18 protein-coding genes are annotated in these 18,513 nt (G+C 65.6%); 7 read left to right on the forward strand and 11 right to left on the reverse strand.

From position 1 onward, the window contains the following. On the forward strand, window positions 1-820 hold an 820-nt coding region (locus tag ON30_RS29415; RefSeq protein WP_083911774.1), incomplete at its 5' end, for an IS3 family transposase. Window positions 821-1,107: 287 nt separating this feature from the next. Here the strand turns inward: ON30_RS29415 and ON30_RS36530 are convergent. Genes ON30_RS36530 through ON30_RS41450 form a run of 4 tightly spaced genes read right to left on the reverse strand, consistent with a single transcriptional unit; the run spans window position 1,108 to window position 4,451 of the window. Next, window positions 1,108-3,309, reverse strand: coding sequence for an alpha/beta fold hydrolase (locus tag ON30_RS36530; RefSeq protein ID WP_051030130.1), 2,202 nt, complete (start codon window positions 3,307-3,309; stop codon window positions 1,108-1,110). A 43-nt stretch (window positions 3,310-3,352) separates the two neighbouring features. Continuing rightward, complete coding sequence (locus ON30_RS41440) at window positions 3,353-3,739, reverse strand: transposase (RefSeq protein ID WP_245554279.1); 387 nt, start codon at window positions 3,737-3,739, stop codon at window positions 3,353-3,355. Continuing rightward, a complete protein-coding gene (locus ON30_RS41445) occupies window positions 3,736-3,960 on the reverse strand; it encodes a hypothetical protein (RefSeq protein ID WP_245554280.1) in 225 nt (74 codons plus the stop codon). Before ON30_RS41445 ends, ON30_RS41440 begins: the two co-directional genes overlap by 4 nt. Next, complete coding sequence (locus tag ON30_RS41450; protein ID WP_245554281.1) at window positions 3,951-4,451, reverse strand: IS110 family transposase; 501 nt, start codon at window positions 4,449-4,451, stop codon at window positions 3,951-3,953. The genes ON30_RS41445 and ON30_RS41450 overlap by 10 nt, the downstream gene beginning before the upstream one ends. 593 nt (window positions 4,452-5,044) lie before the next feature. Between ON30_RS41450 and ON30_RS39635 the strand changes: the two genes are divergently transcribed. After that, window positions 5,045-5,440, forward strand: a complete 396-nt coding sequence (locus tag ON30_RS39635; RefSeq protein WP_157183922.1) for a Het-E N-terminal domain-containing protein — start codon at window positions 5,045-5,047, stop codon at window positions 5,438-5,440. 33 nt (window positions 5,441-5,473) lie between these two features. After that, window positions 5,474-8,338 (forward strand): tetratricopeptide repeat protein, encoded by a 2,865-nt coding sequence (locus ON30_RS38040; RefSeq protein WP_083911775.1) that lies wholly within the window; start codon window positions 5,474-5,476, stop codon window positions 8,336-8,338. A gap of 166 nt (window positions 8,339-8,504) precedes the next feature. Here ON30_RS38040 and ON30_RS36555 read toward each other — a convergent pair whose 3' ends face one another. The 3 genes from ON30_RS36555 to ON30_RS29445 form a co-directional block, all read right to left on the reverse strand. Further along, the gene (locus ON30_RS36555) at window positions 8,505-9,074 is read right to left on the reverse strand and encodes a histone-like nucleoid-structuring protein Lsr2 (protein WP_051030135.1); all 570 of its coding nucleotides are present in this window, start codon (window positions 9,072-9,074) and stop codon (window positions 8,505-8,507) included. Window positions 9,075-9,359: 285 nt separating this feature from the next. Next, window positions 9,360-9,827, reverse strand: coding sequence for a DUF6283 family protein (locus ON30_RS38045; RefSeq protein WP_085999432.1), 468 nt, complete (start codon window positions 9,825-9,827; stop codon window positions 9,360-9,362). A 937-nt stretch (window positions 9,828-10,764) separates the two neighbouring features. Further along, window positions 10,765-11,355: a hypothetical protein gene (locus ON30_RS29445; RefSeq protein WP_040712632.1), complete on the reverse strand. Its 591-nt coding sequence runs from the start codon at window positions 11,353-11,355 to the stop codon at window positions 10,765-10,767. A 289-nt stretch (window positions 11,356-11,644) separates the two neighbouring features. Between ON30_RS29445 and ON30_RS29450 the strand changes: the two genes are divergently transcribed. Both ON30_RS29450 and ON30_RS29455 read left to right on the forward strand, forming a co-directional pair. Continuing rightward, complete coding sequence (locus ON30_RS29450) at window positions 11,645-11,947, forward strand: hypothetical protein (RefSeq protein WP_157183923.1); 303 nt, start codon at window positions 11,645-11,647, stop codon at window positions 11,945-11,947. Beyond that, on the forward strand, window positions 11,944-12,306 hold the full coding sequence (locus ON30_RS29455; RefSeq protein ID WP_040712636.1) for a hypothetical protein: 363 nt from the start codon (window positions 11,944-11,946) through the stop codon (window positions 12,304-12,306). The genes ON30_RS29450 and ON30_RS29455 overlap by 4 nt, the downstream gene beginning before the upstream one ends. A gap of 225 nt (window positions 12,307-12,531) precedes the next feature. Here ON30_RS29455 and ON30_RS29460 read toward each other — a convergent pair whose 3' ends face one another. Beyond that, window positions 12,532-13,743, reverse strand: coding sequence for a VWA domain-containing protein (locus tag ON30_RS29460; protein WP_040712640.1), 1,212 nt, complete (start codon window positions 13,741-13,743; stop codon window positions 12,532-12,534). A 108-nt stretch (window positions 13,744-13,851) separates the two neighbouring features. After that, the gene (locus ON30_RS39640) at window positions 13,852-14,472 is read right to left on the reverse strand and encodes a hypothetical protein (protein WP_157183924.1); all 621 of its coding nucleotides are present in this window, start codon (window positions 14,470-14,472) and stop codon (window positions 13,852-13,854) included. 54 nt (window positions 14,473-14,526) lie between these two features. Between ON30_RS39640 and ON30_RS40440 the strand changes: the two genes are divergently transcribed. Both ON30_RS40440 and istB read left to right on the forward strand, forming a co-directional pair. Continuing rightward, window positions 14,527-14,742: a hypothetical protein gene (locus ON30_RS40440; RefSeq protein ID WP_174387604.1), complete on the forward strand. Its 216-nt coding sequence runs from the start codon at window positions 14,527-14,529 to the stop codon at window positions 14,740-14,742. Then, window positions 14,739-15,530: an IS21-like element helper ATPase IstB gene (gene istB, locus ON30_RS29475; RefSeq protein ID WP_040712646.1), complete on the forward strand. Its 792-nt coding sequence runs from the start codon at window positions 14,739-14,741 to the stop codon at window positions 15,528-15,530. The genes ON30_RS40440 and istB overlap by 4 nt, the downstream gene beginning before the upstream one ends. Before the next feature lie 991 nt (window positions 15,531-16,521). Here the strand turns inward: istB and ON30_RS29480 are convergent. Next, window positions 16,522-17,073 carry a hypothetical protein gene (locus tag ON30_RS29480; RefSeq protein WP_040712648.1) on the reverse strand — a complete coding sequence of 184 codons (552 nt, stop codon included), beginning with the start codon at window positions 17,071-17,073 and terminating at the stop codon, window positions 16,522-16,524. A gap of 235 nt (window positions 17,074-17,308) precedes the next feature. Next, window positions 17,309-17,977: a hypothetical protein gene (locus tag ON30_RS29485; protein ID WP_051030136.1), complete on the reverse strand. Its 669-nt coding sequence runs from the start codon at window positions 17,975-17,977 to the stop codon at window positions 17,309-17,311. Window positions 17,978-18,513: the final 536 nt, after the last annotated feature.

Genomic DNA, 18,513 nt, shown 5'->3' on the forward strand with positions numbered 1-18,513 from the left:
ACGACGCGCCGCGGTGGCTCACCTGCAACGTCTGTTCGGGATGAGTCAACGTCTGGCGTGTCGGGTGACCGGGCAGCATCGCAGTACCCAACGCCGCCCCCGTGCGGGCCAGGCGGTCACCGACCCCGATGCCGGGCTGCGGGCATGGCTTCGGGATTGGGCGAAATCCCATCCACGACAGGGGTTCCGGCGCGCCTATCACCAGGCTCGCGGTGAGGGCTGGTCGGTGAATCACAAGAAGATCCAACGACTCTGGCGTGAGGAAGGCTTGCGGGTGCCGCAGCGGCGCCGCCGCAAACGCCTCGGCGACTCGACCGTCACCACGCTGAGCGCGGACGCCCCGGACCGGGTCTGGGCGGTGGATTTCCAGTTCGACGCCACCGAGGACGGTCGGCCGGTGAAGATCGTTTCGATCATCGATGAACACACCCGCGAATGCCTCGGTGGGCTGGTGGAACGCTCGATCACCGCCGACCGGCTCATCGACGAACTCGACCGCATCGCCACCGTCCGCGGCTACCCGGCGGCGTTGCGGTGCGACAACGGACCGGAACTGGCCTGCTCGGCGATGGCGGACTGGGCCGGTGAACGCGTCGGACTCGCGTTCATCCCGCCCGGTCAGCCGTGGCGCAACGGCTACATCGAATCGTTCAACGGCCGACTGCGCGACGAATGCCTCAACATCAACAGTTTCTGGTCGATCACCCAGGCTCGGGTCGTGATCAGCGACTGGAAATCCGAATACAACCACCACCGCAGACATTCCGCACTGGGCTACCGCACCCCGGCCGGATACGCTGCGATCTGCACACACCGATAACCGACTCTCACAGAACCTGGACCGCTCCACGGGGTCCCGTCAGCGGCGACCGGCCAGGCCGACCAAGCGCTGCACGCCGCCGTCCTCGTCCGACTGCCTTAACGCGACAACGCCAATATCTGCGCCGCACGTCCGAAACTCGATGACAAGACCATCGCGAGATTCTGCGCTGCTGCGGATGCTATCTCGCACGAGGAGTCTTACGCGCCCTCGTGTCGACCAACTATCAAGCGATTACCACTTGACATCTATCGGAGGGTTCCGTGCGGTCTCCTTCAACGCCGACACTAGTGCGTTTGCGGAGTCGGTGTCGGCCGGGAGATTGCCGCGGTGGGGTCGAGTGTGAGGGCGTGTTGTTGTGCTTGGAGTGCGGCGGGGTGGTCGCCGGTGAGGTCGTAGAGCTGGCTCAGGGTGCGCAGGGCGCTGGCTTGTGCGAGGCGGTCGCCGAGTTCGGCGGCGGTGGTGCTTCCACGTTGAGCGAGTTCGATGGCTGAGGCCAGTGGGCCGTCGTGTAGGAGCAGGGCGCTCAGACGCTGTGTGAGCGTGATGAGGAGTTGGGGTTGGTTGTGGGTGGCGGCGTACTCGATACATGCCAGGAGGTTGTCGCGTTCGGTCCGCAGCCAGTCGAATTCGGTTGTCGTGGCACCGGGTACGTGGTTCTGGTAGTAGGTCAACAATCGTTGGATCGCGGTGGCGCGGTCGGCGGGTGAGTCGGTTTCCTCTGCGCGCATGCTCGCGAACTCTCGCAGGAGATCGTGCAGACGGTACCGGCCGTAGGCTGTTTCGTTGAGGAGGTTTTCGGTGTAGAGGGCGTCGAGTTCGAGTCGTGCGGTGTCGGCGGGGATTTCGGCGAGTGCGGCGACCGCGTGGGGTTCGAGGTCGGGTCCGGGGTGCAGGCCCAGGTGGCGGAACAGCCTCTGGCGTGGCGGTGTCAAGTCGTTGTAGGACAGGGTGAATGCGACCTTGATCGCGCGGTGGTGGTCATCGACGTCCATGTGTGCGAGTCGGTTCTTCGCGTCGGTGAGATCGTCGGCGAGTCCGACGAGGGTCCAGGTCGGGTGTTGAGCGAGTCGTCCGGCGAGAAGGGTGATCGCCAAGGGCAGGAGTCCGCACAACCTGACGATCCGTTCGACCGCGGCCAGGTCCGTGCCGGTGGGGCTGCGTTTGGCGAGTGTGCAGAACAAGGTCACCGCGGTGTCGGGGTCGAGGGTGTGCACGGTGACGGTGGCGGCCCCGTCCAGGCCGGTGATCCGGCGACGGCTGGTGATCAAGGTCAGGCATCGCGGGCCCGACGGCAACAGTGGTGTGATCTGGGCGATGTCGTGTGCGTCGTCGAGGACCAGCAGCAGTCGCAGCTCGCGTGTGCGGTCGATCCACAGGTCCTGGCATGTCGGAAGCGAGGCGGGCAGCGTGGCGGGGTCGGCGCCGAGGTTGGTCAGCAGTCGCGAGATGGCGTCGATGGGGTCGGTCGGCGGTTGGTCCGGGGTGTGGGCGTTGAGGTCGATGAAGAACCGACCATCGGGGAATTGGTCGGCAAGGTGATGGGCGGCTCGGGTTGCCAGTGCTGTCTTGCCTGTGCCCGGCATGCCGTCGATGACCACCACTCGGCTGTGATCGGTGGCGTCGAGAATCTGTTGGACCTCGGTGATCCGGACGAACGCGTCGAGGTCGGGTCGTAGTGTGTCGAGCACACCTTCGCGTGTTCTCGTGTGACTTTTCGCGGTGTGACGGTGGGCGTAGCTGGTGAGGGCGAGTCCGATGCGATTCTTCAAGGCGATGTAGCTGTCGTCACGGACTGTTGTGGGACGGATGATCGTGGAGTGGTCGCCCGGCAGTACACCGGCGAAGGCGTCGGGGTACACCGACCTTGCCGATTGAGCGGTGACGACCTTGTCGGAGGCGCCGGCGAACACCCAGATCGGGATTCTTCGAGCCGTGTCCCTGGCGTGCACGATCCGCGAGATCACCTCAGCGCGGTTGGCGATGACTTGTTCGCTGATCGGTTGGAGTATGGCTTCCTGTCGATGGCGCAGCATCGGAATGGCCGATGTCCATCGCCGCGGTGTGTGAAACAATAGCGAGCCCTCGTTCGGGCAGGCGAACATCACGATCCCGGCGATCGCGGCCAACTCGTCTTGGGCTCCCGCCCGCAATCGGTCGGCCAGGTACTGCTGCACCACCAGTCCGCCCATACTGTGGGTCACCAGGATGACCGGACGATCCGTGGGGACGGTGTCGGTCAGAGTGGTCCGGAGTTGGTTCGCTATGTCGGCCAGGCCGGGAATCCGCCGCAACGGGTGCCATTGGACCGGTGGGGTGTCGTAGCAGAACAGCACTGTCCGGATTCTCCGTGCGAACGATTCGTCGTGATGGATCACTTTCACCATCTGGTCCCACGTGTGCGGGCCCGACAGAATCCCGTGGACGAACACCACAGTCGCTTCCTGATCGGCCTCGTGCCCCGTCACGACATCGCCCCGCGTCGACATGAGCCCAATCGTGCCCTATCCGATCGTGTACGGCACATCTATCTCACCAGAAGCCGTGGCTCCTCGGTGAAAGCGGGTGTGCCTCTCTATTTGTCAAGCAGTGGAAGCTGATTCGGTGGGGTGTCGATGTCGGTGGTTCTCGTCGGCGGTCGTGGTCCGCCAGATGGTGGCGGCGAGGTGTCGTTCGGGACAGCGCGTGGTGGGAGCCCTCGGCGATCTTGCGGTCGGAAAGCGCGGCCGGCGGTCCGGGCATCCGGACCTGGACCATGGCGACGGTGTGGATGGTGGCGTTGAGCTGACGGTCGCCGAAGCGGCTGAGCCGGTGGACGCGGCGGTCGGCGCCTGCGATCTCGACCGGTGCGGTTCCGGTGTAGGTGGCGTAGGCGGCGGCTGTCGGGAACCGGACTGCTGATCCGGTGCGGCCGATCAATCGGGCCGCGAGTACCGGTCCGATGCCGTCGTCGTGTGTAGCCGAGTGCCGTGCTCGTCGAGCAACCGGTCGATCTCGGCCTGGTTGACCGAGAGCTGCCGGTCCAGGCGGCGGACGTCGGCGATTAGGTCTTTGCACAGATCGAGCCGGATACGATCCGACAGTGTCCGGGGCCGGAACTCGCGCAGCACCGCTGCGGCGGTGTTCGCACTCAGCCGCACGGCGGGTGCCCCCGGAGGGGAGTCTCGCAGCAGGGCGTGGAGCTGGTCGACCATGCGAGTTCTACTCGCGGACAAATCGTTTCGGCGTTCGTTTCGCGTTCGTAGTGCGTCGCAGTATTCGTCGGGAACGACCGGGCGGGGCGGGCGTCGCCCTGCAGTGCGGCGACGCGGGCCGCCGCGGCGGCGTCGATCCGATCGTTCTTGCGGCGGCCGCCTCGGGAGACCGCCCGGACCCGCGCTGTCGCGGTGGTCGGCACGTCCAGCACGATCTCGCCGAGGGCGGTCAGCCATCGGGAGAGGTGGCGGCCGAGCCCGTCGGCGTTCTCGACCGCCCACCGCCGCTGCGGCCGCCGTTCGACCCAGGCGATCAGACGCCGGTAAACAGCGAGGGTGGCGTCGATCCGGACCGATCCGAGGTCGGAGTTGGTGGCCGGGTCGACCACGGTCGCGGTGTGGCTGCTCTTGTGCAGATCGAGGCCGATGACGACCATGGGTGGGGCTCCGCTCTGGCGGGGCCGGCGGGGGAATCCGCAGCGGACAATCCGACTTCGATAACCGAGTCGTGCTCGTGGTCATGCATCCCCGCGGACGCGGGCCAGGTGGCCGACATACCCCCGCAGAGTCAACCGGGATCTTCGCCGACGACAGGAACCTCAGGAGTCACACCACCCGGCCCGCTGCAGCACGCTACGGGGAGCTAACCCTGACTGCGGCACCTCTACCGAACAGATAAGTCGGAACCACAGTTAGCGAAGCGGGATCGGAGTCGTATCGACCCCCAGAGGTTTACCGACATGGTCGTGTGACCTGACCCCACTGGTTCGGTCCGAGTGATCTGGACCGATTCGCGGGGTCCCGTCACGTGGCCTGGCAACGGGAGGATCCCACTGCGGAGCGAGGTGTTGTGTTCTCCGCACAGGTGAGCCGCCGGATATCGCTGGCCGGTCGGGTGGCTGCTGGATCGGCCAGCGGAAGAGACCGCTGGTTATTGTTCGGTATGCAGCTTGCCGGAGTGATCGAGTAATTGGTTTAGTTGGGTAGCACGTCCTCGGCTGGGCCGTATCGCGATCAGGAGGTTGGCTGGATGGATCCACTGACAGTTGTCGTGACCGCGTTGACGACGGGCGCTGCTGCAGGGCTGAGCGCGACAGCATCGACCGCTGTCTCCGACGCTTACCAAGGTTTGAAGCAGCAGATCTCGCGACTGTTGGGGACGAGTTCGGAGGGGGACTCGGTACTGGCTCAGCACGAAGCCGATCCCGAGACCTGGCACGGCACCCTTGAGGAACTGCTTGCTGGAACAGACGTTGCCAGCGATGCCGAGGTCCTTGCCGCGGCGACACGACTGCTCGATCTGACGGATCCGGCGGGTAGTCGGGATGGCAAGTACAGCATCGACGCCGCGGGATCGAACATCGCCAATATCGGCGACCATGCCCAGCAAATCAATACTTTCGGCGCTCCGCCGCCTCCCCGATGAACCGGCCTTACACGGAAATCGGACCTGGGGACGATGACGCACGGGCCGGGTGAGGGCGACGGCGAGCCCGCGCGGCCCGAAGTGACGGTGACTGCGCCGGGATCGAACATCGCCAACATCGGCGACAACGCCGTACAAACGAACTACTTCATCACCGTGCGTACCCGCACGGACAGGTTTTGGACCGAACCACTCACTCCGCCACCGCCATTACCGATCGGTGATGTTGGTGTGAGCGCGTTGCTTGGTGCACGGTTTGAGGTGGTGCCCTACGTCGGCCGCGTTCGGGAACTTCAGGAATTGGTCGCTTGGCGCGACATCGAACGTGTGCGGCGCGCAGTCCGGCTCATCCATGGTCCCGGGGGGATGGGTAAGACGCGGCTGGCGGCGCAATTCGCCGCCGAGAGCCAGAAGTCGGGATGGGCGGTCGCGTTGGCTCATCACCACACCGAACCGGCCGACATCTCACCTGCTTCGGATCGGGCAGAGGCCCGTGGGTTGCTGCTGATCGTCGACTATGCAGAGCGCTGGCCTCGCCAGGATCTGGAATCTCTGCTGCGAGACTTCGCAGGGGCTCACGCGGTGTCCGAGTCCGGGGACACGGTTCATGTTCGGGTGGTGATGTTGGCGCGGCCCTCCGGCTTGTGGTGGAAGTCGCTGGCCAACCCCCTGATCAAGCTCGGGTTCACCTTCGACCGGCAACCGCTGCGAACACCCGAGGCGGCCGATCGTCGGCAGCTGTTCTCCGCAGCTCGTCACCGGTTTGCCGCGCTGCTCGAGGTCGATGACGAGGAACTGATCCTGCCGGTGGGATCCCTCGATGACGCCGGGTACGAGTTGACGTTGACTGTGCAGATGGCCGCTCTTGTAGGCGTCGACGCCGCAGCGCGACAGACGCATGCGCCAGAGACGACGACCGAGTTGTCCGGATATCTGCTGGACCGCGAGATCGATCACTGGGCCACTATGTTCGATAATGACAGGATAGTCACCGACCCAGCAATGATGGCACGGGTAGTCGCGGTCGCCGCGCTCAGTGGTGCGGTCCCCTATGACGACGGAGCTGAGATCCTCGCGCGCAGCGGGTTGACCGAGCCTGATCTCACTCGTGTCGTGGACGACCATCGACTGTGCTATCCGCCGTTGTCCAGCGGGACAGCATTGCAGCCGGTGCTACCCGATCGGCTGGCCGAGGACTTCCTCGCTCGTACGGTCCCCGACCCTACCGACCCCGACTTCGACACGAGTGACCCGTGGACCAAACGGCTGCCTGAACGCCTTCTCCTTTCCACCGCCACGGAACAGGACATTCCGGCAGCATGCAAGCGACGTGCACTGACCGTGCTCGTCGATGCGGCCCACCGCGCCGGCCACCTCGCCGCCGTGCTCGATCAGCTGTTGAGCGCTGCTCCAGGCCTGGCGGTAGCTGCCGGGAGCTCGGTACTGCTGAGCCTGAATACGCTGACCGGTCTCGACGTCGCGACATTGATCGCAGTCGACGTTGCGCTACCCGATCGACACACAGACCTCGACGTCGCTGCTGCTGCACTGAGTGTCACTCTTCTTCCTCATCGCCTCGCCCGCAGCCGCGACTCCATCGAACGTGCGCGCCACACCACGCGACACGCGCAGCGTCTGACCAATGCGGGGCGATACGAGGAGGCCCTCTCGGCGGCACGCGCCGCGGCCGCGACCTACCGTTGCCTGGCGGAGTCCGATCCCCCCAAGCACGAACCAGACCTTGCTCAGTCTCTGCACGACATCGGAAACCTGTTATCGCTGGTGGGCCGATACCCCGAGGCGCTCAACGCCTCTGCGGAAGCTGTCGCACTAAGACAGCGCCTGGCGCGAACCGAACCGACAGCACACGAACCCGGCCTCGCCCGCTCTCTGGCCAATCAGGGAATCCTGCTGTTCAACATCGGCCGACACACCGAAGCGCTGGCCGTGACGGAAGAAGCCGTCGCACTTCTGCGGCGCCTGGCTGTGGCTGACCCGGCCGGTCACGAGCCTGCACTCGCCGGAGCGCTGAACAATCTCGGCAATCGGCGGCTGATGGCCGGGCAACGCACCGAAGCCCTTGCGGCGACGGACGGAGCTGTCCAGGTCTACCGGCGCCTTGCTGCTGGCAGCCCCTCTATCTACGAACCCGACCTCGCTCGCTCCCTGAATACACGCGGGACGATGTTGGCGATGGTGGGCCACCACGCCGACGCCGTGGTGGCGACCGAGGAAGCCACCACCATCTATCGTCGTCTGGCCACGGCAAACCCCGCCCACCAACTCGGCTACCTGCGAGCACTGAACAATCTCGGAATTCTGTTGTCCAGGGTCGGACAGGGGCCGGAAGCGCTCGCTGCCGCCGAGGAGGCCGCCGCGATCTACCGGCGCCTCGCCGCCGGCAACCCCGCTGCCCACAATCACGCCTTGGCCCAATCGCTGTACAACGTGGGAGACCGGCTGACCGAACTCGGCCAGCATACCGAAGCTCTCGTGCCGACCATCGAGGCCGTCGAGATCTTCCGACGCCTGTCAGCGACAAATCCTGCCGCGCACGAACCCGAACTCGCCAAAGCATTGAACAACCTGGGAAGAATAAGGTCCGAGCTCAGCCAACACACAGAAGCGCTGGCTCCGACCGAAGAAGCGCTAACCGTCTACCGACGCTTGGCCGCGACCGATCCTTCAGCACACGAACCCGAACTCGCCTCTGCGGCCCGGACGTACGCGAACGTGCGGAAAGACTGCCCGAGGCACCTCGCAGAAGCCGCCGCCGCGATCACCCAGGCCGTCGATATATTCGAGCGTCTGCATGCACATCATCCAGCAGCATTCGCTGAATCCCTGAACGCCGCCCGCACCACACACAGGTACATCATCGACGCCCACGGACGATGAGAGGACACCACCGAGCGTCCCGTACGTGGATCGGCCGCCGCTGGTCGGTATAGGGCGACGCGGGTACATGTGCTGAGGGTCGGGTGCCCGGAAGCAGTCGTCCTGCCTGAAGGCGACGCATGAGCAATGCGGGCACGGCACTGACACCTTCGACCGGAGGAGGCGGTTACGCGACGTGTGCTTGTTGGTAGTCGCGGATGAGTTCCGGTGAGAGTGGTCCGCGGGCTTTGACGGGTAGGCCTTGTGCTAGTGCCCATTTGCGGATGGCGGCTCGTTCGGCGGCGGTGGGTTTGGGATTGTCTTCGGTGGCCGGTTCGACGGGGTCGGTCGAGGGGAGTGATTCTTCGGCGGATTCGGGTTCGGGTGCGGGGTTGTCGTGTCGGTTGTGGTAGGCATCGACGATGGCGTCGGCGATTCTGCCGCGTGGGCCGATGTCGTATCCGTTGTCGCGCGCCCATTCACGGATGAGGGTGCGGTCCTCGGGGGTGGTTTCTGTGGTGGGTTCTGTGGTTTTGGGGGTTCGGGTGCGGCGGCCGGTCACGTTGATCGTGGATGCTTTTTCCATCCAGGGGGCGAGGGCGGCGTGGAGTTCTTCGGCGCTGGCGGCGGACAGGTCGAGGGAGTATTCGCGTCCGTTGAAGGTGAATGTGGTGACCTGTTTTGGGGCGATGTCGGCCGGGTCGACGATTTCTCCGGTCCAGTCGTCTTTGGTGACAATCAACGTAGCTTTGGCCATGGGCGCAGGTTAGCAGTTGATTCCGAACGCCAACAACCCGTTCGGTTCTTTTCATCCGGGAGTGAAGTCAGGAACTCGGTATCGGGAATGTCGTGGGTGAAACAGATTGACGACACACGTGACTGGATCGAATCCGTCGATTCCGATGGCCTGGTTCCAGTCGGTCGACCTGCTGTCTGCCACGGACAGTTCCCTTTTCCTGGGGTGAGTGTCCGCGTGCGGGTGGTGATTCGCGACGCGACGCATCACCGGCGTGAAGCACCGGCCGGGAGGGGGTGCAATCTGTCAGTCGAGCGGCGTCGCGTGATCGGCGAGGTCGGTGCGGGCGCGTCGGATCTTGGCGATCGCGTGCGCGGCTTCGGCGGTGGGGTCGTGGAGGTCGGTTTCGCCGTGGTCGGCGGCTGCGGCACCGGTGGTGAACAGTGGTGTGGGGCAGTGGTATTCGGTGACGGCTCGGTAGGTGGTGGGGGTGATGCGGTCTTCGACGAGTGCGAGACGCAGGGCGAACAATGTCGGGCCGTGGCAGCCGACCCATCCGGCGCACATACGCCGTCGGTCATCGTCTGCGTCTTGTTGGTGGCATTGGAACAGCGCGGCGGGTTGGTCGGGGAGGTCGTTGTCGTAGGCGCGCAGTTTCCGGTATTCGGTGTGGTCCCAGATTCCGCTGGGGACATCGCGTCGGTAGGGGCAGCTGGTGCACGGACGCGGCGCGGGCGGGCCCATGTGCTCGGTGTGTCCGTCGTGGGTGGTCATCGTCTGGCCTGTCGGTGGGCTGAAGAAGCTGTGGGAGTTGGGGTATCGGAAGCCTATCGTGTGGGGTCGGGATCATTCGGGAGAGCCGCGGGACGGCGGTGGCGAGTGCCAGCCGGGAGATCGAAGGGCACGTGTCTGGTCGCGACGCGACGCGGTGCGGGGCTCGCGTTGCTTGCTCTGCTGTCCGGCGCGAGAGGCGGGACTGTCCTGCGTTTCGCGGATTCCAATGGAGGGGGTGACGCGTGGTGGTAAGCCGGTCGAGGCCTTCGGAACCGCGCCGGGGCAGTTGCCGGGTTCGCTGGTGTCGTGAGGTCAGTACAGTCCGGTCGGTAGCTGCCAGTCCTGAGTCAAACCGATCTCCGGGGGCGTTATCACCGCTGCGTTGTTCCTGTCCACGCGTGATCGACACGGTGTGGGTGGGTGTTCGGGTGAGGTGTGGGCAGTGGGTGGTGGAGGTGGTGGCGCAGTAGGGGTGTAGTGGTGCGGGGGTGAGGCCGTGTCCGCTGTCGTCGACCACGACGGTGGCGGCGGTGGGGTCGGCGGGGGCGCCGCAGTGTTGGCACAGCCAGTCGCGTTGGGCGGCGGCCAGGCGGCCGCGGTGGATCATCCGCCACAACACCATGGGCTGGTGGTCCGGGCCGAGGACCACGGGCGTGATCCAGGGAACGGGCAGGCCGCGGTGGACCGGGCGGTGGGGTCCGGGTGGGTTGTGGTCGATGTCGGCGGTGTCGAGCAGTCGCCACAGTGGGGTGGCGATCCCGGCGGCCGTACACCGGGTGGTGGGACAGTGCACGAGGCCGGTGTCGAGTCCCAGAACCCGCGCCCGCCCACATTCCCGGCACGCCAGCTCGGGCAGTGCCACGGTCTGTTCCGTGGCCGGTGCGAGGCTGAACACGTGGGTCACGTCGTCGGTCTTCCGTCGGAACGCTGGGATGGTTCAGCCTGGCGGGTCGGGGCGTGGTTCGTCCACCCGGTAACCGGGTGTGGGGAAGTGCCATTGTTGGGTGAAGCCGTTGTCCGGGGTCCAGGGGTCGTCGTGGGGGAGTCCGGTGGGGTCGAGGTCGATGACGTGGTCGCTGGTGGGGTCGAGGGCGGGACAGTGAGTGAAGGCGATTGGTGCGCAGGGTGTTCGGTGTAGCGGTGCCGAGGTGAGTGCCCATCCGTGGTGGTCGACGACGACCACGGCGTCATCAGGGGTGGTGGGTGTTCCACACATCTGGCAGAGCATGTCGCGTTGGCAGGCCAGGAGGCGTTGTTCGTGGAGGAGTCGGTAGTGGGGGCCGTGTTCGGTGACGACGGTGATCCACGGGACGGGGTGTCGGTGGTGGGTGGGGCGTGGCCATCCGGGTGGGTTGTGGTCGACTCCGATCTCGTCGAGGAGCAGGTCGACGGTGTGGCCGGGTTGGTCGGGGCAGGTCGCTGTCGTGCAGTGGGTGGTTCCGCTGCGGGGGTCCAGGCGCAGCGGGCAGGCGCAGATGCGACAGGGCAGTTCGGTCAGGAGCGGCAAGGGTTCGGGCAGGTCGTCCATCGTGTGGTGAAGCCTCGTGATGGGTGAGGTGCGGGCAGTAGGTGGGACGCTGGCGTTGCACGACCGGTGTCGGTGTCCGCCCGCGGGCGGTGGAGATCCGACCGATGCCGACGGGTTCGCATCGTAGCGAGCAAGCGGGGGCGACGCGAAGCTCTTACCAACCCCTTCGCGCCTTCTTGCGGCGAGGCTCCAGGGTCGCGCCCTCCTGTACACGGGGATTATCGCGCGGTGGGCACCACCGAACCTGCCTCGTGGTAGTCTCGTAGTGCAGTCCGGTAGTCTCGACAGGGTGGCTATCAGGCTCTACTACGCGCTGGCGCAGATGATGAGGAACGCCGGGGTCGACCTGACTCCCGAGCAGGTCGTCGAACTGATGCGCTTGTGGCTGGCAGGAGAGGTGCGTGCATGCGGTGAGCCTGCTTACGATGCCGCGACCGGATGGCACATGTTCCAGTTGTGGATGCGGACCGAGGCCGGTCAGGCCGTGCAGGTCACCGGCCGGATCACTGCGCCGGACTTCTACATCGTCGACGTCCGGCCGCTCACGACGACCGAGACCGCGGAATTCGCCCAGTGGGAGACCCTGCAATGATCGATGACTCGACCCCCACCGATGAGGTGACCCCGGACCAGATGGCTCGCATCGTGGCCCGCGCCCAGCGTGGGCGCGCACCCGGTGTCGAGGTGGCTCCCGATTCCGAGGCCGATGAACGATTGAAGCCGCGCTCGGTGAAGATGTCCGACGCGCTGGACCTGCGCGTCGCGTTGCGCGCCGGCGAGCTCGGGATGAGTAAGAGCGCCTACTTCCGCTGGCTCGCCGAGCAGGACCTCAGTAACGCCTACAGCGACGAGCCGGAGATGGTGTCGTTGGCGCAAGCACGCGATATCGCGACCCGCGCCGTGGACGAGGCGCTGGGCCGGTTGTCGCATCGACCCGGTCACGCCGCGTGAGCATTCCGTCTCGCGGTGAGCGCGACCTGGTCCGCGGGTGGAGTAGGTCCTCGACGCCCCCAGCGCTGTAGGGCCGCCGCGGGCCGAAACGGCACCTTTCGGCCGGTGAGACGACCATCCGCGACGCCGGTGCCGTGGGCGAGCTGCTCGAGCGCGAAGTCGGGTTCGTGGATGCGGTGTTCTCCGAGTATCCGGTGATGTCGGGTGGTGAATTGGGTTCGGCGATCAATTGGTTCGGGACCAGGCGCTGAAGCCTCGGACCAGTTCGGCGTAGAACTGCTCGTCGGGGACTGCGCCGGGGTTCTTGCCGGTGTTGTAGAAGGCGACGTTGCCGAAGGTGGCCGAGGTCGAGGAGTTGAGGTTCTTGTAGAAGGCCAATTTGCCTCGGCCGAACCCGATGAAGATCCAGAATACGCCGAGCATGGCGGTGTTCTGCAGCAGCGTTCGGACTGCTGCTTTGTCGTCGGGTTCGTCGCCGACTTGTATGATGACCAACGCGGGATCCGATGCGCCCGATTCCTGGTAGTGGTTGACCACGCAGCGCATCGCTTGGTCGACTCGCGACCAGCCCCAGTCGACCTGGGTGTGCAACTGTCCGATCCGACCTCGGTAGTTCTGCAGGCTGAGATCCTCGAGGAAGGGTTCGCGTCGACCGGAGAAGACCACGGGGACGGTGCCGTCGTCATCGAGGTTCGCGGCCAAGGCCAGAATTCGTTCGGCAAATGCTTGAACGGTGAACGACTCGTACAGTTCGCGCATGTCGTAGCTGTGGTCGAGGACCAAGTAGACCGCGGCGCGCCGGCTACCCATTCCCGCGTCCGCCAGTGCCCTGTTCGCTTCGTTGGCCACGGACAGGAGGGCGGGCGCGATGTCGCCGACCTTCGCGAGCTCTGGCGGCGTGCTGGCCGATGCGGTCGCGGCGCTCGCTGGGACCGGTGTCTCGTCGGTGTCGACGTCGACACCGTAGTCGGTGGCCAAACCGCCCAGACCCGAGGCGTAGCCCTGGCCGACGGCTCGAACCTTCCAGGCATCGTTGCGGCGGTATACCTCGGCGAGGACAACAACCGTCTCACGATCGGTGAAGTCTGGTGCGGTGTATTCGACTGTGAGGCCCGGGGATTGGGTAACGACGAGGCGTGGTGCGCGACTGAACACCGCTCCCGGACTCAGCGGATCGATGCTGGCGACAACGACCACGGAGTCCACATGTCGGGGGACGCGTGAGAAGTCGACCTTCACCGTTGTCTCGACTACTTCGACGCCGTGGCGTGTCGGGTTGTTGTAGAACACGAGATCGTCGTCGTCTCGTACTTTCCCATTCGCGCCCAGTAGCAGCGCCGAGACGTCGATGGGGGTCTGATCGGGTGTGAGGGAGAAGGTCACACGCTCTCCGGTGAGGGAGATGTTCTCGCCCTTGCGCAATGCGTTACTCGGCATTCGCTTCCTCGTTGGTCGCTGGTGGGACTCGACTGTATCCGGTAGCTACCACCGCAGCAGGCGATTTCGCCGCTATCGGTTCCACGTGGTCCGGTCGCCGGTAGACCCCTACCTCGACCTCAGCCCATCCAGAACGGCACGGTAACGCGGAATCATCGCCGGATCGGTGGGATGACTTCCGTCGCGAGTGAACCGCAGAAAGATCAAGCCGTTGAGATAGCCGCTGGGGAAGACACCGGCGACCCTCGAAGCTTGCGCGGCGTCCGCGAACTGATAGACCGAGAATTCGTTGGCGGTGATGAGCTGGAGACAGCCCCAGTCCTTGCACAACTGAGCCGTGCTGTCCCGGGAGTTCTGGGCGGGTAGTCCTTCGGCGCTGATGGCGTCCATCACGCGACGTGCGGTGAGCACAGTCGTAGGCTCCACCGTCGGTGCTGCGGTTGTCGTCGTAGTCGAGATGGTCGGCGTCGTCCTGGATGTCGCGGGGTGGGTGGGCTCGACGGGTTCGGGCCCGGCGGGTTCTGAGGTGCAGCCGGTCAGGACAATGGCAACGACAACCACGAAGCCGCCTGCGAGTGCTCGCATAGGATCTCCGATCTTCAGACCTCGTGCGGAAGTCGGAAACTTACCACCCCGATCCACGAAGCCTGGTGGGCCGCGGCCCGCAAAGCCCACGGTGACGCTCACGGGACCCGAGCGCTGATCGAGGTTCTTCTTCTGCAGCGACATACCGCCCACGACCTGCTCATCGACGCTCTCGCTGCCGCGCTGCAGGCCGGGGCGTTGACCGCGGACGCGGTCGCACTCGAAGCCCGCAAGATCAGCGAGGCCCAGCCCGCCGCGGCACCGCCGGTCGATCTCGACGCACCAGCGGACCCGATCCCGTCGCTGACCGCCCGCCGGCTCACACACCTGCCTGCCGACACCCGCCCCTTGCCCTCGGTCGCCCACTACGACCAGCTGCTCCGCCTCCCGAGAAACCAGAAAGGCACACCATGACCTCCACTCCCGCGATCGGACGACGCAACGGCCTGACCGAGCAAGCCTCCGACGCGGCCATCGACCAAGCCTGCCGAGTGCTACGGCTACCGACCATCCGGACCCAGTTCAGCGAGATCGCCGACACCGCGGCCCGCGCGCAGATGTCCTACCGGGCCTTCCTGGCCGAGCTGCTGATGGGCGAATGCGACGACCGCGCCCGCCGCCGCAGCGAACGCCGCATCCGCGCCGCGGGCTTCCCACGCGACAAATCGCTGCGAGCCTTCGAGTTCGACGCCAACCCCAACATCGACCCCGCCGCGATCCACACCCTCGCCACCTGCGACTGGATCCGCAAAGGGCTGCCGCTCTGCCTCATCGGCGACTCCGGCACCGGCAAATCCCACCTGCTCATCGCACTAGGCACCGAAGCCGCGATGCAGGGCTTCCGGGTCAAATACACCCTCGCCACCAAGCTGGTCAACGAACTGGTCGAGGCCGCCGACGACAAACAGCTGTCGAAGACCATCGCCCGCTACGGCCGCGTCGACCTGCTCTGCATCGACGAACTCGGCTACATGGAACTCGACCGCCGCGGCGCTGAACTACTGTTCCAGGTCCTCACCGAACGCGAGGAGAAGAACTCCGTCGCGATCGCCTCCAACGACAGCTACTCCGGCTGGACCAAGACCTTCACCGACCCACGCCTCTGCGCCGCCATCGTCGACCGGCTCACCTTCGGCGGCCACATCATCGAGACCGGCACCGACTCCTACCGGCTCGCCCACACCCGAGCCCTCAAGAACTGACACCTCACCGACACACCGCCAGCGCTCGACCGACACAACGGTCGAGCGCTCTCCATTTTCACGACCAGAAATCGGCCCCAACCCCACCGACCGCTCCCGAAATCGGCGACCAAGCGCCACCACAATTCACGACCAAAGCCAGGCGGTGTGGGCCACAGCTTCCGAGAAACTCGAGTGCACTGCGGCGACGCGTCGTCAAATTGCCGGATCGCGCGGTGCGCACCAAGAGTTACACGCAGATTACCGAGAACTGGTCCTCCCCGAACGTCAACGGCCACATCCTGTTCACGGCCGACGCCACCGCCGCACGGACCGGCGCGATCCGCCTCTACGACCCGTACGGCCAGAACATCGACCCGGTCTCCGGAACGTTCGCCGATCTGCCGCTGCCCGCCACCGCCGAAGGCGGCATGGACTTCGGCTGGCTCGGTCAGCACACCGCGCCGATCGAACATCGGCATCTATCAGGCGACGGGACTCCGTGGATGGGCCCGGGTGATCTGGCCCCCGCTCGTCGGTCCGCTGTTACGAGAGACGAGGGCTGGGTTGGGTCTCGAGCCACAGCATCTGGGAACCCGCAACCGAGCCGTGCGTCAACTCGTCACCGCGGCGAGAACCCGAGAGATCACATCGTGATTTCGCTGCCGCCGGAAACAGTCCACCGGCGATCTCGTCCCAGGATTCGCGCTCCACCACACGCTGATGCCCAGGATGTCCGATGGCCGCATCGTTGCTGGCCCGGTGACCTCCCGCATACAATCCGACGGCCGTCTCATGGCACCTTCCATGACCGGGATGTCGCGACCGCCGGTTGAACCCGCTCTGGGCGGCGTGGTCGGAATGGATGATCGTGCCCGACTTCGGTGACCGGTTCGAGATCGCCATTCCGAGGGCGTTGGTGACCAGAGCTGCGGGCTGGGACGAATCGATGGACCCGCCGCGAGTAGGTGTCGAGGACGACGGCGCATCAATGCCGACCGACCCCGAACGGTCATCTCGCTTCGAGTCGCGTGATCTGCGCGGTGAACATTCGTACCATCTCCGAGCGAGAATTCGTAGTGACCTTGTCGCGTGGCCCGCTGACCGAGACGGAGACGAGAATCCCTCGGTAGCTGCTGAGTATCGTGTAACCTGCGGTGTCGGCGCCGCTAGCGGAGACTTCGACGGCGACGGCCCACGACGGAACCCCCGGCAGCTCCGTCACCGACATCGTCGCGTGGTCATCCGTGCGTGGCAGGCAGGTGGTTCGCCACGTCGTCAGGTCCGGATCGGTGTGCAGGGTGAACAGCTCCACGCCGAATCGCAAAGCGCTATCGGTACCGACGGTGACATTGGCTGCGGTCTCCTGAAAGCCGCTGGCCAGCCAGGAATTGGGATCGCACTTGTCGTCGCCGGACGTGGGCGTGCCGTCCCCCCGGATGGGGGACAGTCGGAACTTGCCGCCGACCGGGAAATCCGATTCCGGGATGAGTAGTCCGTCATCGAGGCTCAGAATGCGCGGCTTGTGGCTCGTCGGCTCCGATGCAGAATCCCCGGCCGGCATTGGCGTGCCCGTCTCGGTCTTGGAGCACGATGTGAGCAGGCAAAGCGGGCAACGCTACGGCGAACAGCGCCCTGCTCAGGCGGGAATGCATTGATAACTCCTCAGGGAATCGCGGAGTCACAGTGTCGGATATCCGACCGCCGATCAGTATCGAGTGAACAGACGACAGCGGGCCGGTCGCCGACTGACCTGACCGCGGTGGTTCGGTCCGAGTGGACCTATCCGCAGGGTCCCGTCAAATGTATGTCGACCAGCTGTACTCGGCTGCCGGGCGGAGGTGGTCGACGATGACGCGGGTGATGGTGGCACGGACCTCGTGGTCGTTCTGGCGGTATTCGAAGTGGTCTTCGTTGTCTCCGCTGTCCGGACCGATCGGACGTTTCAGCACGCGTTTGGTCTGATGGTTGCCGCCGAGTTCTGGTGTGTAGGGCAGGCGCAGGTACCCGCACAGCACGTCGATGCACTGCTGGCGACGCGGGCCTTCGGATTCATCGGCGGCACCGGCCATCGCGTAGACACCGGCGATCCGGACCGCGACGTCGGTCGCACCGAGTTGCGCGGCCGCGGCTCCGAAGCGTTCGACGAACCGACTCTGTTCGAGGTCGCGTTGGCGCCGGTAGGCGATGACCAGGGCGACCACACCACCGACGCCGGCGACGATGGTCAGCGCGACGCGTACGATGTCGATATCGGCGGCGGCCCTGCTCACGTCGACCGGAGTGATCCAGCGCAGTACCCCGTACGCAGCTGTGGCCACGGCGAGCCCGACGGTGAGGGCGAACAGGACCGCGGGCAGCAGTGCGATCCGGCTCGCGCGCCGCCGGATCGCCGCACGAGAGTCCTTGCTCGGTCTCGCGCGCAGTGCGGTCAGGTTTTCTCGTATCTGCGCGCGAACCGCGCTCACCCTCCCGGCAATTGCTCGATTGTGGGCGACACGACGGCCGACCACCAGTAGCCCACCGGCTCATCGTGGGCGCGACCCGATGGTCGGAGATCGATCTCGGTCGAGCACGGCTTTCTTCGTCCCGGAAGAATGGTTGGGATACGACCATCGATGATCACAGCGGCACAGCGGTATTGCTCTGCGACGGGTCCTGTTTCGTCCTCGGTCCTCAGCCGGTGATGGCGTTGGTGAGCCCGGTCACCACGTCGCAGAATGCCAGGACATCCGCGCCCATGATCGCAAGGACCGGATCAACAAAGGCTCGTTGTCCGCGACCCCCGCGACCGGTCCGGGAAGTCGGACTCGCCGGGGGCGACCGGTTGCTACACCACTGCGGGCGCGATCCGAACCGTGACGAGGAACGCGGCGATCGCCGGAGCTGGGATGTGAGCGCCGGGTGGCGGAGTAGTAGCGGGCGGAAGACGCCGCCGTGCGGGCGGGGCCTTTCGGGAGGGCTGTTCCGGGGTGGTGCGTGGTGACGGGAGTGCGGCCGATAG

Origin of the sequence: Nocardia takedensis NBRC 100417 (assembly GCF_000308695.1) — a bacterium.
GTDB classification, from domain to species: Bacteria; Actinomycetota; Actinomycetes; order Mycobacteriales; family Mycobacteriaceae; genus Nocardia; species Nocardia takedensis.

Coding starts and splice junctions, on each gene's coding strand:
- ON30_RS36530 (WP_051030130.1), bottom strand. CDS start 3,309: ATGTCGACGCGGGGCGATGTCGTGACGGGGCACGAGGCCGATCAGGAA.
- ON30_RS41450 (WP_245554281.1), bottom strand. CDS start 4,451: ATGGTCGTCATCGGCCTCGATCTGCACAAGAGCAGCCACACCGCGACC.
- ON30_RS39635 (WP_157183922.1), top strand. CDS start 5,045: ATGGATCCACTGACAGTTGTCGTGACCGCGTTGACGACGGGCGCTGCT.
- ON30_RS38040 (WP_083911775.1), top strand. CDS start 5,474: ATGACGCACGGGCCGGGTGAGGGCGACGGCGAGCCCGCGCGGCCCGAA.
- ON30_RS36555 (WP_051030135.1), bottom strand. CDS start 9,074: ATGGCCAAAGCTACGTTGATTGTCACCAAAGACGACTGGACCGGAGAA.
- ON30_RS38045 (WP_085999432.1), bottom strand. CDS start 9,827: ATGACCACCCACGACGGACACACCGAGCACATGGGCCCGCCCGCGCCG.
- ON30_RS29445 (WP_040712632.1), bottom strand. CDS start 11,355: ATGGACGACCTGCCCGAACCCTTGCCGCTCCTGACCGAACTGCCCTGT.
- ON30_RS29455 (WP_040712636.1), top strand. CDS start 11,944: ATGATCGATGACTCGACCCCCACCGATGAGGTGACCCCGGACCAGATG.
- ON30_RS29460 (WP_040712640.1), bottom strand. CDS start 13,743: ATGCCGAGTAACGCATTGCGCAAGGGCGAGAACATCTCCCTCACCGGA.
- ON30_RS39640 (WP_157183924.1), bottom strand. CDS start 14,472: ATGTCGCTGCAGAAGAAGAACCTCGATCAGCGCTCGGGTCCCGTGAGC.
- istB (WP_040712646.1), top strand. CDS start 14,739: ATGACCTCCACTCCCGCGATCGGACGACGCAACGGCCTGACCGAGCAA.
- ON30_RS29480 (WP_040712648.1), bottom strand. CDS start 17,073: ATGCCGGCCGGGGATTCTGCATCGGAGCCGACGAGCCACAAGCCGCGC.